Source organism: Micromonospora pallida, assembly GCF_900090325.1.
Lineage (GTDB): Bacteria > Actinomycetota > Actinomycetes > Mycobacteriales > Micromonosporaceae > Micromonospora > Micromonospora pallida.
The window spans coordinates 1,082,065-1,096,220 of record NZ_FMHW01000002.1 but is presented as its reverse complement, the minus strand read 5'-3'; the positions used below and the strand labels follow the sequence as shown (position 1 = coordinate 1,096,220).

Annotated in this window: 14 protein-coding genes; 11 read left to right on the top strand and 3 right to left on the bottom strand. The window is 69.7% G+C overall.

Translation table 11 applies throughout. The features are described 5' to 3' along the window. The first annotated feature begins 22 nt into the window (after nucleotides 1-22). From GA0074692_RS04900 to GA0074692_RS04880, 5 genes are read left to right on the top strand one after another with little or no spacing between them, the layout of a single operon-like run. Nucleotides 23-1,213 (top strand): methionine adenosyltransferase, encoded by a 1,191-nt coding sequence (locus GA0074692_RS04900; protein ID WP_091639792.1) that lies wholly within the window; start codon nucleotides 23-25, stop codon nucleotides 1,211-1,213. A 41-nt stretch (nucleotides 1,214-1,254) separates the two neighbouring features. Continuing rightward, the gene (locus GA0074692_RS04895) at nucleotides 1,255-2,226 is read left to right on the top strand and encodes a hypothetical protein (protein ID WP_141725163.1); all 972 of its coding nucleotides are present in this window, start codon (nucleotides 1,255-1,257) and stop codon (nucleotides 2,224-2,226) included. Continuing rightward, nucleotides 2,223-3,011: an SDR family NAD(P)-dependent oxidoreductase gene (locus tag GA0074692_RS04890; RefSeq protein WP_176738305.1), complete on the top strand. Its 789-nt coding sequence runs from the start codon at nucleotides 2,223-2,225 to the stop codon at nucleotides 3,009-3,011. Before GA0074692_RS04895 ends, GA0074692_RS04890 begins: the two co-directional genes overlap by 4 nt. A 1-nt stretch (nucleotide 3,012) precedes the next feature. Then, nucleotides 3,013-3,819, top strand: coding sequence for a histidinol-phosphatase (locus GA0074692_RS04885; protein ID WP_091639785.1), 807 nt, complete (start codon nucleotides 3,013-3,015; stop codon nucleotides 3,817-3,819). 22 nt (nucleotides 3,820-3,841) lie between these two features. Further along, entirely contained in the window at nucleotides 3,842-5,002 is a 1,161-nt protein-coding gene (locus GA0074692_RS04880) for a hypothetical protein (RefSeq protein ID WP_091639782.1), read from the top strand. Here GA0074692_RS04880 and GA0074692_RS34550 read toward each other — a convergent pair. Genes GA0074692_RS34550 through GA0074692_RS04870 form a run of 3 tightly spaced genes read right to left on the bottom strand, consistent with a single transcriptional unit; the run spans nucleotide 4,996 to nucleotide 6,526 of the window. Continuing rightward, the gene (locus tag GA0074692_RS34550) at nucleotides 4,996-5,142 is read right to left on the bottom strand and encodes a hypothetical protein (RefSeq protein WP_176738304.1); all 147 of its coding nucleotides are present in this window, start codon (nucleotides 5,140-5,142) and stop codon (nucleotides 4,996-4,998) included. The genes GA0074692_RS04880 and GA0074692_RS34550 overlap by 7 nt on opposite strands. A 5-nt stretch (nucleotides 5,143-5,147) precedes the next feature. Beyond that, nucleotides 5,148-5,957, bottom strand: a complete 810-nt coding sequence (locus GA0074692_RS04875; RefSeq protein ID WP_176738303.1) for an aminoglycoside phosphotransferase family protein — start codon at nucleotides 5,955-5,957, stop codon at nucleotides 5,148-5,150. Then, a complete protein-coding gene (locus GA0074692_RS04870) occupies nucleotides 5,954-6,526 on the bottom strand; it encodes a P-loop NTPase family protein (protein WP_091639780.1) in 573 nt (190 codons plus the stop codon). The genes GA0074692_RS04875 and GA0074692_RS04870 overlap by 4 nt, the downstream gene beginning before the upstream one ends. Before the next feature lie 219 nt (nucleotides 6,527-6,745). On the opposite strand from GA0074692_RS04870, the gene GA0074692_RS04865 reads away from it, so the two are divergent. The 6 genes from GA0074692_RS04865 to GA0074692_RS04840 are packed head-to-tail and all read left to right on the top strand — an operon-like array spanning nucleotide 6,746 to nucleotide 14,104. Then, nucleotides 6,746-7,849 carry a hypothetical protein gene (locus tag GA0074692_RS04865; protein ID WP_091639778.1) on the top strand — a complete coding sequence of 368 codons (1,104 nt, stop codon included), beginning with the start codon at nucleotides 6,746-6,748 and terminating at the stop codon, nucleotides 7,847-7,849. A 55-nt stretch (nucleotides 7,850-7,904) separates the two neighbouring features. After that, nucleotides 7,905-9,641 carry an asparagine synthase (glutamine-hydrolyzing) gene (asnB, locus tag GA0074692_RS04860; RefSeq protein WP_091639776.1) on the top strand — a complete coding sequence of 579 codons (1,737 nt, stop codon included), beginning with the start codon at nucleotides 7,905-7,907 and terminating at the stop codon, nucleotides 9,639-9,641. A 27-nt stretch (nucleotides 9,642-9,668) separates the two neighbouring features. Continuing rightward, the gene (locus GA0074692_RS04855; RefSeq protein WP_091639773.1) at nucleotides 9,669-10,298 is read left to right on the top strand and encodes a histidine phosphatase family protein; all 630 of its coding nucleotides are present in this window, start codon (nucleotides 9,669-9,671) and stop codon (nucleotides 10,296-10,298) included. Beyond that, the gene (locus tag GA0074692_RS04850) at nucleotides 10,295-11,716 is read left to right on the top strand and encodes a class I adenylate-forming enzyme family protein (protein ID WP_245730165.1); all 1,422 of its coding nucleotides are present in this window, start codon (nucleotides 10,295-10,297) and stop codon (nucleotides 11,714-11,716) included. The genes GA0074692_RS04855 and GA0074692_RS04850 overlap by 4 nt, the downstream gene beginning before the upstream one ends. Further along, nucleotides 11,709-12,944 (top strand): type III PLP-dependent enzyme domain-containing protein, encoded by a 1,236-nt coding sequence (locus GA0074692_RS04845; protein ID WP_091639771.1) that lies wholly within the window; start codon nucleotides 11,709-11,711, stop codon nucleotides 12,942-12,944. Before GA0074692_RS04850 ends, GA0074692_RS04845 begins: the two co-directional genes overlap by 8 nt. Next, a complete protein-coding gene (locus tag GA0074692_RS04840) occupies nucleotides 12,941-14,104 on the top strand; it encodes an acyl-CoA dehydrogenase family protein (protein WP_091639769.1) in 1,164 nt (387 codons plus the stop codon). The genes GA0074692_RS04845 and GA0074692_RS04840 overlap by 4 nt, the downstream gene beginning before the upstream one ends. Nucleotides 14,105-14,156: the final 52 nt, after the last annotated feature.

Below are 14,156 nucleotides of genomic sequence, written 5' to 3'. Positions count from 1 at the left end.
CGCGTACGAAGAGAGACGGTCGATGCTGTCGATTGAACGCACCTCCCGATCGGTCGAGGACCTGCCGTACGAGCTGGTCGAACGCAAGGGAGTAGGACATCCGGACACGATGTGCGACGCCATCGCGGAGCGCATGTCACGGTACTACTCGCTGCACTGCATCCAAGAGTTCGGTGGGGTCGCGCACCACTGGTTCGACAAGGTCACGCTGTACGGCGGCGGCGCCGACATCGGCTACGGGCGCGGCGAGCTCACCTCGCCGTACCGGGTGAAGGTCTTCGGCAAGGCTGCCTTCCGCGTCGGCGACACCGCCATCCCCGTGCAGGACATCATGTTCCGCGCCGCCGCCGACGTCCTGGTCGAGGTCACCACCGGTTTCGACCCCACCCGACACCTCGTGGTCGAGATCGGCGTGGTGGACCACCAGGGCTCCGGGCGCGGCGTATCCCGGTACCAGCCGGGTTCCCCGGGCGATCTGGTGCCACTACGGTCCTGCGGGCTGGTCTCCAACGACACCAATCTCCTGCACGGATACGCTCCCCTGTCCCGCCTCGAACGTGTCGTGCTGGAGCTCGAGAACCTCATCAACGGCGACGACTTCAAACGGCGACACCCGGACACCGGGTGGGACGTCAAGGTGTTCGGCAGCCGGCGCGGCGACACCTTCAGCCTGGTGGTCAACATGCCGTTCCTCGCCGCGCACATCGCCTCCATCGACGAGTACTGGGCCCGCAAGGCGGTGATCCAGCAGGAGCTGGAGCAGTACGTCGCCACGCAGCACGTCGACGACTTCCGGATGCTGATGAACGCAACCGACCGCAACGGCCGCGCGTACCTGACGGCGCTGGGCTCCGTGGCGGACACGGGGGACGTGGGCGTGGTCGGTCGCGGAAACCGGGTCAACGGCCTGATCACGCCGATGCGCCCGATGAGCATCGAGGCACCGGCCGGTAAGAATCCTCTGGACCACACCGGCAAGATCTACAATGTCATGGCCATGCGGCTGGCCCAGCAGGTGCACGAGACCTTCGGTGGACCGGCGCAGGTCCACATCTTCACTTCCAAGGAGGCGCCGCTGGAGCGGCCCGACGAGGTCGTGGTCACGACTCCGGAGCCGGACGAGCCGGCGCTGGGCGCGCTCGTGGAGGCCATGGTTGCCAGCACCGGCGACCTGACGGTCGAGCTCATCGAGAAGGGCATCACCCTATGGTGACCAGGGAGGACGTCCACAGCCTCGTCGCCGGAGCGCGGCAGGTGGGCGGCCGCCGGGACACCGGCCTGGTACGGAAACCGGCGCCCGACAGCGGCAGCCACGTCGTCGTACTGGTCAAGCCCGAGTTGCTGGGCGCCGCCGCGGAAGAAGCGATGACCGAGGTGGTGCGCGTCCTCGGTTCCGGCGAGGTGGACATCCTGCGCTGCGCCGTCATGCCGGCCGCGGACTTCAGCGCACGCGGTGCCCTGCTGCGTCACTATCCCCGCCTGCACCGAGTCGCCGCCGACGGCGCCGCTGCACTGGCCGGTGACGCGCGGCGGGCGCTGGAGGCGTTGACGGCTACGTCGGGGCGGCTGGACGTGCTGGGTGCATACGCCGCTCTGGATCACGACGCCAACCTGTCCGCGGCCACGCTTGAGACTCGCTGCCGCGAGGCGGGCATCACCAAACTGGGCTCCGGCTCCTACGCCTCGACTGTGGAGGTCCTCGGCCGACCCATCGTGGTCCTCAACGGGTTCCTGCCTGCACTGGCCGACGCCTACCGGCAGGACCGCGGCGCGCTCGTGGGCCTTCTCGAGTGCCACAGCGACCGTGAGGTCGGTGACCTACGGTCCGGTCTGCTCGGCGCCCTGCACCCGGGGCAGGCGGCCCCCGGATCGCTGCGCGGTGCGGCGGGCGCCGTGGCGGGCCGGCACGGCATCGAGCTCTCCGAAGGCCGAAACGGTGTACACCTGTCGGCTGGACACCTGGAGGGGATGCTGCAAGCCTGGCGGTACTTCGCGGCGGCCGACGGCTGCGGGGTGGACAGTACCGCGCTTGGCCGGGCGCTGGTCGGACACGGCGTGCCCACCGCCTTCATCACCGGGCTGGCGGCCGATCACAACCTGCCCTGCGGCCCGGCCGACACGGTGGCTCCGCACGGTGCCACCGAGAGCCTCAGCCGGGACGAAGTCATCGGGCTCGTCCGGCGATGGGCCACAACCACCCCCACGAATGGAAGGGTCCTCGTATGACTGGTCTCTCCCGCGGCCTGCGCGGTCGCACCGCGATGGTGACCGGTGGCGCACAGGGCATCGGTGCCGCCGTCGCCGAGCGGCTCTGCGCGGAGGGCTGCCGCGTCGTCATCCTGGACATCAGCGCCGACGCCGGCCGCGACACGATCGCCCGTCTGCACCGGCAGGGCCACTCGGCGCACCTGGCGGTGGGCAACGTGACGGACACCGCGGCGGTGGACGCGGCGTTCGCTGGCGTCCCGGCCAGCTGGGCGACGCCGACCCTGCTGGTCAATCTGGCCGCGGGTTTCGTCTTCAAGGGTGTAGAAGCGACCGCGGCGGATTGGCACGCGGCGCTCGATCCCACCATCATCGGCCTGTCCCACGTGACCCGGGCATTCGTCGCCGGGCTGCCCGAGCGCAACGCCGACGCGGCCATCGTGAACATGGCGTCCATCTCCGCGCACATCGCGCAGGAAGGCTACCTCACGTACAACACCGGCAAGGCAGCCGTGCTGGGCTTCACCCGATGCATGGCGCAGGACCTGGCGCCACGGGGGATCCGCGTCAACTCGGTCAGCCCCGGCACGGTGTGGAACGCCAGCAACGAACGCTTCCACCGCGAGGTGCTCGGCCTGGACCGGGCGGCTGCGGAGGCAGCACCGGAACACGGCGGCAGGTTCCTGCTCCGGCGGTTCGCCGACCCGGCCGAGGTGGCGGCGCCGATCGCATTCCTGCTGTCGTCCGAGGCCAGCTTCATCACCGGCACCGACCTGCCGATCGACGGCGGATACCTGGCGGTCTGACATGATCGACCTGCATACGCACCACGAGCGGTGTGGGCATGCCACCGGTTCATTGCGCGACTACGTCCTCGCGGCACTGGACAAGGGCGTGCGGGTGCTCGGACTTTCCGACCACACCCCCATGTTCGCTGCCGACGATGATCATGCGCTGCCCCGGGTGGCGATGCCGAAATCGCAGTTCCCGTCCTACATCGCCGAGGCAGTGGCGCTCAAGGCGGAGTTCGCGAACAGCATCGAGATCCTCGTTTCCACGGAGGCGGACTACTTCCGTGGCCGGATGGACCGGTACTCGGCGGCCCTTGATGGGTATCCCCTGGACTACATCATCGGATCGGTGCACATGTTCGAGGGCCGCGACATCTTCGACGTCACCCGGTGGGCCGAGGTGGACGAGGGTGAACTCGGCGACGTCAAGAGCCGCTACTTCCGGACGGTCGCCGAGTGCGCCCGGTCCGGGCTGTTCCAGGTCATCGGCCATGTGGACGCGTTGAAGGGCAACTTCCCGCAGCTGGGTGCGGTACCGGCGGCGGCCGCGGCCGACGAGATGCTGCTGGCCATCCGCGACTCCGGCGCGGCGATGGAGATCAACACGTCGGGTGGAACGAAACAGTGCGGCGGCTGGTACCCCGAAACGGACCTGTTGGAACGCGCGCACCACTTCGGGGTCCCCCTCACGTTCGCCTCGGATGCGCACGTCCCTGACCGCATCGCCGACCAGTACCCGGAGGTGATCGAGGTGCTGCGGCACATCGGTTTCCGCTCCTGGACGGTATTCCGGGCAGGCGCGGCCGCCGAGTACTTCCTGTAGTCGTCTGTCAAGGAGACCACAAATGAACGTCGACCGGGCAGCTGCGGCCGAACCCGCCGGCGGTACGGCCCAACTCCTGCTCGTTCGGGGACACCAGGTGCGGATCCGCACCGAGTCCCCCGGGTCCGCCGCTCTGGTCGCCGAGACGTTCCATCCGCCGGGCATGCAGAGCGTCGAGGTGGTGCCCGGCGAGGACGGCCGCGACGACGAGCCTGAACTCACAATCATCGACCTGGTCCGCGATCAGGCGGACATCCAGGCCCTGCTCGACGAGGTGGCGGGCACTGCGACGCGGGGCGAGTTCGAGCTCACCCGTGGCTTCCGGCAGCCCCGGTACGACATCGGCGACCACACCGTCTTCACGCTGCGGGACGTGAACTCCGACGAGGTGGCCGCGCTCGTGCGCACAGGGCGGCGCGCCGTCCTCGTGCGGCCCCGATCCCGACTGGGCGACCGGTGGCTGACCCGCCTGATCCGCGACGTCGCCACCCGGTTCGCCACGGCGGCGGGTTCACTGATTCTGCACTCTTCGGCGCTGGTGTATGCGGGCTGCGGATGGCTGGTCGTCGGCGACTCCGGCGCCGGCAAGTCCACGACGGCCATCGCACTGGCCCGGCTCCTGCCCTCGGCCGGCTGGATGGGCAACGACCGCATGCACGTCGACCGCGCCGACGGGTTCTACCGGTTGACGGCGTGCCCCCTGCCGCTTGCCATCAACAAGGGATCGCTCGACGTCATGGGCATCGCCGGTTTCGAGGACTGGAACCTGCGGGCAGGCATGCCTGGCCCGGAGTCGGACTGGGACCGGTTCCACGGCGAGGACAAGATGAAACTGAGCTGCCGGGAGGTCACCCGCTACCTCGGCGTTCCGGTCATCTCGCACGCGCCGTTGGGTGGTGTGATCCTGCCGCGGGTGGACCCGACCGCGGCGTATTACTGCGAACGCTCCACCCTGGAGTACGCCGCCGAGGTGATAGGGCGCAACTGCTTCTCCCGCGACGACAACCTGTACGGCGAGGACTGGCTGCGGGTGCCGGTATCCCGGCGCACGGATCCCCCGTCCCTCGAGGTGTTCCTCGAGAACATCGCCGAACTGCCGCTGCTGCGATGTTCCGTGGGCAGTGCGGCAGACCTCGCCAGCCTCGCGGGCGAGCTCACCAGAAGCGCCTGGGTCGCTCAGTGAGCGGAGTCAGCCGCCCTCTCGAGGACGACGGCTGTCCTGCGGACGAGCGCCAGATTCTCATTGAAGCGGACCCAGAACCGGGTGATCCAGTCGAGATACCACGGCACCAACGCGGCGTCCCGCTGTCCGAGCAGGGTCACGTGACTCAGCGTGGGAAGGAACCAGATCCCCCGAGCAGAGCAAGGTCGCCGGCGTGCGGGTACGGCAGTCGCATCCTGGCGTGCACCCGGGCGAGGAAATCCTGCACAGCGTCCGCATCCAACACAAAGTCGCCCCGTTCGCGCCGGCAGGACAGCCAGAGAGCCTTGCCGACATCCGCCGGGCGACGCGAGAATCCCGCTTCGTCCCAGTCGATGACCGTCAGCTGACCGCGGCTGCTCACGATGAAATTGCGCCCGTGCAGATCACCGTGGTATGCCATCGCCCTTTTGGCGCAGGTCAATCGCGCCGCGCCGGCCCGCAGAGCCGCGCCGTGTTCGTCGATCGCCTGGGCCAGGTCTCCGCGCTCACCGGCCAGCACGGGGACCACCGCCTGGCGTTCCCGTTCCCATCCGGACAGCCACGGCGTCGCGTAGTCACCCACCAACTCCTCGCTGCCGGGATCGAAGCCGTGATCGGCCAGGTCGCCCAGGACCCCGACGAGCCGGCCCACGTGCTGGAGCGCGCCGTGCGGCGGCGCTCCCGGCGCGAACGGCCGGATCACGACGAGCCGGGACCCCACCAGGGCGGCGTCCATCAAACAGGGATACCAGGGAATGCCGCGGAGCAGCGCGTCGATGCGTCGGATCCGCAACAGCTGGGCGTCGGTGGATCGGCTCGCACAGTGCACCTTCACTGACAGATGCCGATCGCCGTCGACAAGCCGGAACGACCGGTTGACTCCCCTGCCATCGAGGGCCTGCGCCCGCCCGCTGTCGACGGCGGCCACGACTCGCCGCAAGCGGGCCTCGTTCACCGAACGTGGCTCCCCGCAGTCACCCCACGATCGGCCCACTGCTCCACCGCGGCGACCAGGTTCGCCACCGGCTGCCGGCTGTCCAGACGGAGCACCGGACACGGCAGGCTCGCCAACCACCGGTCGTCGGTGGCCCGGCTGCGGCCGGAGGTCGCCGGATCGTCGTAGCCGCGCGCCCACTCCAGGAAGTCCCGGTGGGCTGCCTCGTTGGTCCCGCCCTGCTCGATCGTGTCGCCATATCGGAGAATTTCGCGGCTCATGAGCCGGTCCATGCGGGCACCGGGATCGAGCATGAGGAAGACCACGCCGTCGACGCGGGCGATGACGGCGTCGCCCCAGCCGTCGAGCGATCCGGACAGGATCCAGGCATCCCGTGGCACGAACAGCGCCTCCATCAGGGCCACCCGCTGGACGGCGGGCCGCTTGTGGAGGAACGGCGGAGAGGTGGGAAGCCAGAAGTAGTCATCCACGTCCGCGTGAGGGATCGCCCACCGGGTCGCCAGGGCGCGTCCCAGCGTAGTGGTTCCGGCGCCACTCGCCCCGGTGATGAGTAATCGCCGCCCGCGCATCTGCCGTCGTTCCCCGCGCCTTCTACGACCCGAAAGTCAACAACGCCAATAGATATTCGCCCCAGGAACCCGAGTGGCCAGACTGTACCCGTCGGCGCACGTCGAAGCAATCGATGTGGTGGTAAGCGGCGGCCGGTGCTCAGCGGACAGGTCTGGACGAGCCTGGACCACCATGCTAAGGATAGATCTTCATTTTATTGAGAGAGGACCTGGACGGTCGTGCTTTCCTTCCATGAACACATCACCACGGTCGAGGGCATGGACGACTTCGACGAGCAGGCTGTCCTGAGCAAGATCCATCTGACCGACAGTGACATCCTGGTGTTGTCAGGATCGCTGGTGGACGGCTCCGGCACGCCTTCGTCGGACTTCGACTTCTCTCTCATCGCCCGCCAGCCGGATGACCGGTTCCACCGCGAGACCTTCCCGCGGGACCAGCACATGCGGTATTACACGAGCGGCGACCGGGTCAAGGCCAGCTTCGACTACCTGCCGGACAGCCTCCTGGGCGTCGACGTGGAGTACTGGACTCTCGACGAGATCACTGAGATGCTGGCCGCGCACACCAGGCTCTACTCCCACCTGTGCAACCGCGCCCGCAAGTCGTCGAGCTTCGCCGCGTCCTCGGTGGACTTCCGGCTGCTGTCGCGACTGACCTACGGCGTCGCGCTGACCAACGCCGGCGAGTTCGCCAAGCTTCGGGAAGTGATCCGCCCCGGCGAGCTCGCCTACACCGCCTTTCGGACCGCTGTCGGCAGCTACCCCGACTTCCGGGACCTGGCCGGCATGTGGGTACAACGTGACTACGAGTCCGCGTTGATCGCGGCCCGGAAACTGGGCGTCGACACGTTCCGGGGCCTGACGCACATCTACGGCAACACCAACCGCAATCCGAAGTACCTGGCCCGGTTCCTGTCCCGACTGCCCGAGTCACTGTCCGGGCTGGCCGACGAGTTCCGGCAGCTCAACGCCTACGGCGTGCCGAATGCCAGCCACGCACAGGATGCCATCCTGTCGTGGCTCGACCTCATCGACGGCGCATTCGCGGAGATCCGCCGCGTCCGCGACGACACCGAGTCGTTCGTCAGCCGAAGCGACTTCGTCGATCTGCTGAAAGCCGAGCTGCACCCCACGATGAGCTGGAACGCCGAGATTTCGAACGAGTACTGCTTCCGGGCCCGCGAGGCCGAGGCCGACGTCCCCTCGCTCCGCGAGCTGCTAGCCGCCATGGAGAAGCGCCGCACGGTCGACCACGGACTGCCGCTACAGCAGTGGGCGACCGGCCGGACGGCGCCCGCAGGGGAGAACAACAGGTCCTCCTGAAAGCCCGGTCGTGCCCCTGGATGCCTGCGGGCTCGGTACTGCCACTGGAGACGAGATGTGCCGGATCTACGGTTACTACGGACGCGCCTGTGACCGGGCCGGGCTGGACGCTGCCCGCGACGTCCAGCTCGCCGGCGGCCCGGACCAGCAGGATCGGGTCACCGGAGAGAGCTGGGGCCTGGGCTGCAACCGCCTCGCCATCCAGGACCCGGCCACGGGCCGCCAGCCGTTCCGCAACGCCGCCGGCACCGTGCACGCGGTGTTCAACGGAGAGATCTACAACTTCCGGGCCCTCCGAAAGGAGCTAGCCGAACACGGTGTGCACGTCGACGGCGACTCCGACGGGTCGATCATCGTGCCCTACTACGAGTTGCACGGCGACCGGTTCGTGGACCGGCTGGAGGGCATGTTCGCCATTGCCCTGGTGGACCTGCGGACCGGACGCCGGATGTCACTGTGGTGCGACCGGCTCGCCGTAAAGACCGTCTACTACACCGTCACCAGCGACGGCGTGGCTTTCGCGTCCGAGCCGCGTGGCCTCGCGGCCCTCGTGAAGATGCCGTTGGACGTCGACGCGGGCGCCGTCGACCACTACCTCAACTGGCAGTGCCTGCCGGACGGGACGTCGCTGTACGCCGGGGTGTCCACCCTGCGCCCCGGCGAGCAGCTGGTGTGCGAGGACGGCGCGGTGGTCGTGCACAGCCCCGCGGACACCGACCTGCCGGACGACGGGGAAGCCACGCCGGAGAGCCTGCGCATGCTGCTCACCCGGGAGGTGGCCGCCATGTCCGGCCAGGCCGCGCCCATCGCGGTGCAGCTGTCGGGCGGACTGGACTCGAGCATCCTCGCGACGCTGCTCGCCCAACGGCGCGACGACGTCACCGGCTTCCATGTGACGCACGAGGGACGGCACCCGAGCGACGAACACGGTTTCGCCCGCGAGGCAGCGGCCCACGCGGGCATTCCGCTCGAGACGGTCGAGATCCGCGAGGCTGACCTGCCGCGACTGCTCCCAGACATGGTGACGGCACTGGGCACGCCCAACGCCACTCCGCACGCGCTGAGCGCGTACGTGCTGTTCCGGGAGATCTCGGCGGCCGGCTTCCGGGTCTGTTTCGTCGGCGACGGCGCGGACGAGCAGTTCGGCGGCTACCGGCGGTACAGCACCGCCCTGGCCGCCCGTGACGACGCCTGGCCGGCACGCTATCTCGACCGATTGTCGCTGATTCCCGAGGTTGACTACCGGGCGCTCTACACCGCCGACTATCGCCGCATGGTCGACTCCGGGACCAGCAGCCGGCAGCGTGCCATCGAGCTGTTGACCCGCCCCGCTGCCAGCGCGGTCGAACAGATACTGAGCTTCGACCGGACGTACAAGCTGCCGAGCCTCAATCTGCGCAAGCTCGATCATCTCGCCATGGCGAACACGATCGAGGGCCGTGTCCCTTACTGCCAGCCGGCAGTCACCCGCTTCGCCCGGCGAACGCCCGACGCTCTGAAGGTCGGCGGAGCACGCCGCAAGCAGGTCCTCTGGGATGCCGGCGTGGGACTGGTCCCACTCTCGGTGCAACGCCGCGACAAGCAGCCGTTCACCTTCCCCGTCAGCGCCTACCTGACGCCGGGCAGAGCGCTGTGGGACTTCACCGTCGACGTGCTGACCCGGCCTCGGCTGTGCTCGTCCGGCATGCTCAGCCAGAGCGCCGTGAGCGGCGTCATCGCGGAGCACGCCCGCGGCAGGGACCATGCCCGCCTGCTGTGGGGCCTGATGGTCCTCGAACTGTCACTGCCCTGACCGATCCGACAAGGAAGGCATCCACCGGTGCGCACCCTTTACGTCATCGCCCACCCCGAGGCCACCCATCACCTCGACGATGTGGTCGGAGGCTGGCACGACTCGTCGCTCACGCCGGCCGGCGCCGAGGCAGCGGCAGCCATCGCGACAGCGTTACGCGACGCCGTTCCGGACGGCTCTGAGGTGGAGCTGTACTCCTCCGACCTGCGACGCGCCTCGCAGACGGCCGAGGCGGTCGCCGGCCGCTTCGGGATCAAACCGGTCCTGGACCGCCGGCTGCGCGAGAAGTCGTACGGCGTGGCCGAGGGCCGGCCTCAGGCATGGCTGGACCAGCGGTTCGTCCCGCCGCCCGCGGTCGGCGACCGGATGGGACACGAGGAGGGAGTGGAGGGCGCCGAGACCAAGACGGCGTTCGCGACGCGCGTCTACGCCGCGATGGACGACATCCTGCGCAGCCCCTGCGAGCATCAGATCATCTCCACCCACGGCTTCGCCCTGACGTTCGTGGTCGCGGCGTGGATCAAAATGCCGATCGCGTCCCTTGGATACGTCAACCTGCGGGCGCCTTCCGGCAGCATCACCACGCTGCGCGAGGACGACTTCTTCCACAACCGCCAGGTCGTCAGCCTCGGCGACGTCCGCCACCTCGAGCCGTGACGTTCCTGCACACCCTCGTGGCGCAGGCGGCCGCCCGGCAGCCGGAAGCCATGGCGGTACGCGACGCGACCGGCTCCTGGACCTACGCCGAACTGGACCGGTACAGCCGCGGGTATGCGGCTGGCCTGCACGACGCCGGGGTCGGCGTTGGCGACCGAGTCCTGATCCGGGCGGCCGCCGAGCGCTGGGTGCTCGCGGCGGTCTACGCCTGCTCGCACCTCGGGGCGGTCGCCGTACCACTGAGCGCGGACCTGCGGCCCGCGCAGTGGGCGCACGTCATCGACGACGCGGAGCCCGCACTGACCCTGACCGGTCCTCCCCCGGTGGCGGACACGGCGATCCGGAGTCCCGTCGATCCGCAGTCGCCGGTGCTTTTCCTCTACACCTCCGGCAGCACCGCCCGTCCCAAGGCAGTGGTCTGCCCGCATCGACAGGTGCTGTTCGCGGTGGGCGCGATCGCCGAGCGCCTCGGCTACCGCCCGGACGACGTCATTCTGTGCCGCTTGCCGCTCTCCTTCGACTACGGTCTCTACCAGGCCTTCCTGGCAGCCGCAGCGGGCGCATGCCTGGTGCTGCAAGGACCGGGAGGTGACGGTGCGCTACTCGCCACGATCCGCCGGCATGGAGTCACCGTCGTCCCGGTGGTGCCCTCCCTGGCCACCATCCTGATCCGACTGGCGCGCCGCGGTTCCGCCCCCAGCGTCCGCCTCGTCACCAACACCGGCCAGGAGCTGACCGCGACCCATCTGGACGGCCTGCGCGAGGCATTCCCCTCCGCCGCCATCCAGCTGATGTACGGCACCACCGAATGCAAACGCGTCACCATCGCCGAACCGGACGGGGACCTGGCCCGACCGGGCTCACTGGGCAAGCCCCTGCCGGGCACCACCCTGGTGATCCTGGACCCGTCGGGGCGGCCGGCGCCGGCCGGCGAAGAGGGCCAGATCGTCGTCGCCGGGCCGCACCTGATGAGCGGCTACTGGAAGGACGAGCAACTGACCGCACGGACCTACCGACGGGATCCGGCGACGGGGCGGCGCCTGCTCCACACCGGCGACTACGGCCATCTCGACGCCGACGGCAACCTGTTCTTCCACGGTCGCCGCGACCACCTGTTCAAGCAGCGGGGGGTGCGGGTCAGCGTCGCCGAGGTCGAGGCGGCCGCACGCCAGATACCCGGTGTGCAGGATGTCGCGCTGCTGCCACCCGGCGACGGCCGCGACGCGACGTTGTTCGCCGTCACCGACCTCGAGCCCGGCGAGGTCCTCATGCGCCTGCACGAGCTGCTCGAGCCGGCCAAGGTTCCCGCGAGTTGCCGGGTGCTACCCGCCATTCCAGTCGGGAGCACCGGCAAGACCGACCGGGCCGCCCTGAGCCACCTGCTGGAGGACGACGTCCGAGTGAGCCGACATGCCTGACATCACCGCCCTGACGCGGCGCTACGGTAGCCCGCTGTACGTGTACCAGCTGGACGCCGTGGAACAGGCGTACGCCGATCTGCGGGCCGCGCTGCCCACTCCGTCCGTCCTGTACTACTCGGTCAAGGCCAACCCGAACCGGGCGCTGGTCCGGACCTTGCGCGACCTCGGCTGCCGGGCGGAGGTCAGCTCCGCCGGTGAGCTGGACGTCGCCATGGCCGCCGGATTCGCGGGCGCGGATCTGCTCTACACCGGACCGGGCAAGACCGACGCCGAGATCGCCGACGCACTGGCTCGGGGGGTGCGCCGGTTCTCCGCTGAGTCGGCCGATGAGCTGCACCGCCTCGGCCGCGCGGCACTGGCACACGCCACCGAGGCGACGGTCCTGTTGCGGGTCAACAGCACCGCCGCTGGCGGCACCTCTCTCCGGATGACCGGGGCCGCCACCCAGTTCGGCGTGGACGAGGACCAGGTCCTCGCCGATCCCGGGCGATTCACCGCGGTGCCCGGCACCCGGTTGGCCGGTCTGCATCTCTACCCTGTCAGCAACGTCCTGGACGAGGACAGTCTCATCGAGGCCGTTCAGGCCAGCGTCTCGCTGGCCGGGCGTCTGCGGGACAAGGCCGGCCTGCCGATGCGCATCGTGGACCTCGGCGGAGGCTTCGCCGCACCGTACGCACAGCCGGGCGACCGCCCGGTCTACCGGCGGCTGGGCGCCGCGCTGCGCGCCGCACTCGACGCCGACCTGTCCGGGTGGCGTACGGGCGACGTCGAGATCGCCTTCGAGTCCGGCCGCTACCTGGTCGGCGACAGCGGCCGGCTGGCTACCACCGTGCGTGACGTCAAGCGCAGCAGGGGGCAGACCTTCGTCGTGCTGGACGCCGGGATCAACCACCTCGGCGGCATGTCGGGGCTGGGAAAGCTGGCGCGTGCCGCCGCCACCCCGGAGACCGGCACTGCGCCCACCACGGCGGTGCACATGGTCGGGCCGCTGTGCACACCGGCCGATGTCCTCGGCCGCAGCGTCCAGGCGCCGGACCTGCGGGCCGGCGACCAGGTGGTGTTCCCCAACGTCGGCGCATACGGCCTGACCGCCAGCTTGGTGGCGTTCCTCGGGCACCCAGCCCCGGCCGAGGTGGTGCTTCGCGGCACGGACGTACTCGAAGCGACCCGGATGCGACTTGTTCACGAACCTGTCATCGTGACACCCCGAACGGAGCCCGCATGACGGATGCCCTCGCGATCGCCACCGACCTGATGCCCGTCCTGGCGCGCCATGCGGCGGCCGCGGACGCCGGCGCGGCGTTCCCGCACGACAGTGTGCGGGCGTTGCGCGAGGCCGGCCTCTTCGGCCTGCTGGTGCCGGCCGAGTACGGCGGAATGGACGGCGACCTCGCCGATCTGGTCGACGTGGCGGCGGTGCTGGCCGGTGGATGCCTGTCCACCGCGATGATCTGGGCCATGCACTGCCAGCAGGTGGACGCCGTCGTGCGCCACGCCGGCGAGCGGCTGCGCTCGGACCTCCTGCCGCGTATCGCGCAGGAGGGCTACTACCTCGCGTCCGTCACCACCGAGCCGTCCAAGGGTGGGCATCTGCTGACCGCCTCCTCGGCGCTGCTGCCCGAGGACGACGATCTCCTGGTGCGCCGGGACGCACCCATCGTGACCGGCGGCGAGCACGCCGACGGGTTCCTCATCACCATGCGCGCCGGGCCCGACGCCGCGCCGAGCGACGTCAGTCTGGTCCACCTGCACCGTGATCAGGTCGAGGCGCAGGTCGTCCGGGACTGGAACGCGATGGGCATGCGCGGCACCCGCAGCGTCGGCATGACACTGTCGGGCGTCGCCGCCAGCCACCAGGTGATCGGGCAGCCGGGCGGCTTCCGCGCGATCGCGGTGGACAGCATGATCCCCGCCGGACACCTGGCCTGGTCGGCCTGCTGGCTCGGGACGGCCCGCGGCGCCCTCGACGCGGTGGTGGCGCTGATCCGCTCCCGGCACGTCCCCTCGAGCATGTCGCGCGACAGCGAACTGCTCCGGCAACGGCTGGCCCGGGCTCGCATCGACATAGAGCTGGCGGGCGGATACCTCGCGCTGGTGCGTGACGAGGTGCTGCGCCGGCGGCACAGCGGCCAGCCACTCGACGACCGTTCCCTTCAGATACGGATCGACACCGTGAAGGTGGCCTGCTCGGAGCTGACGTTCTCGGCGGTGGACCGGCTCGTCCAGCTCGGCGGGGCAATGATCGGCTACCAGCGGGACGCGGCCGTCCCGTTGGAGCGGCATTTTCGCGACCTGCGCTCGGCGAGCCTCAACTATTCGAACGACCGGCTCGTGGGCGCCATCGGGACGATGACGCTGCTCGACGGCGCCGGAAGGCTGCCGTGAGCCGCTGCGGTACGGGCGTGTCGGCACCATCCGTCGTAAACCAGGAGGCAGT

Bases quoted from the DNA above. Each gene is read 5' to 3' on its own strand.
- GA0074692_RS04840 (WP_091639769.1), top strand. From the start codon at position 12,941: ATGACGGATGCCCTCGCGATCGCCACCGACCTGATGCCCGTCCTGGCG.
- asnB (WP_091639776.1), top strand. From the start codon at position 7,905: ATGTGCCGGATCTACGGTTACTACGGACGCGCCTGTGACCGGGCCGGG.
- GA0074692_RS04900 (WP_091639792.1), top strand. From the start codon at position 23: ATGCTGTCGATTGAACGCACCTCCCGATCGGTCGAGGACCTGCCGTAC.
- GA0074692_RS04845 (WP_091639771.1), top strand. From the start codon at position 11,709: ATGCCTGACATCACCGCCCTGACGCGGCGCTACGGTAGCCCGCTGTAC.
- GA0074692_RS04885 (WP_091639785.1), top strand. From the start codon at position 3,013: ATGATCGACCTGCATACGCACCACGAGCGGTGTGGGCATGCCACCGGT.
- GA0074692_RS04880 (WP_091639782.1), top strand. From the start codon at position 3,842: ATGAACGTCGACCGGGCAGCTGCGGCCGAACCCGCCGGCGGTACGGCC.
- GA0074692_RS04870 (WP_091639780.1), bottom strand. From the start codon at position 6,526: ATGCGCGGGCGGCGATTACTCATCACCGGGGCGAGTGGCGCCGGAACC.
- GA0074692_RS04890 (WP_176738305.1), top strand. From the start codon at position 2,223: ATGACTGGTCTCTCCCGCGGCCTGCGCGGTCGCACCGCGATGGTGACC.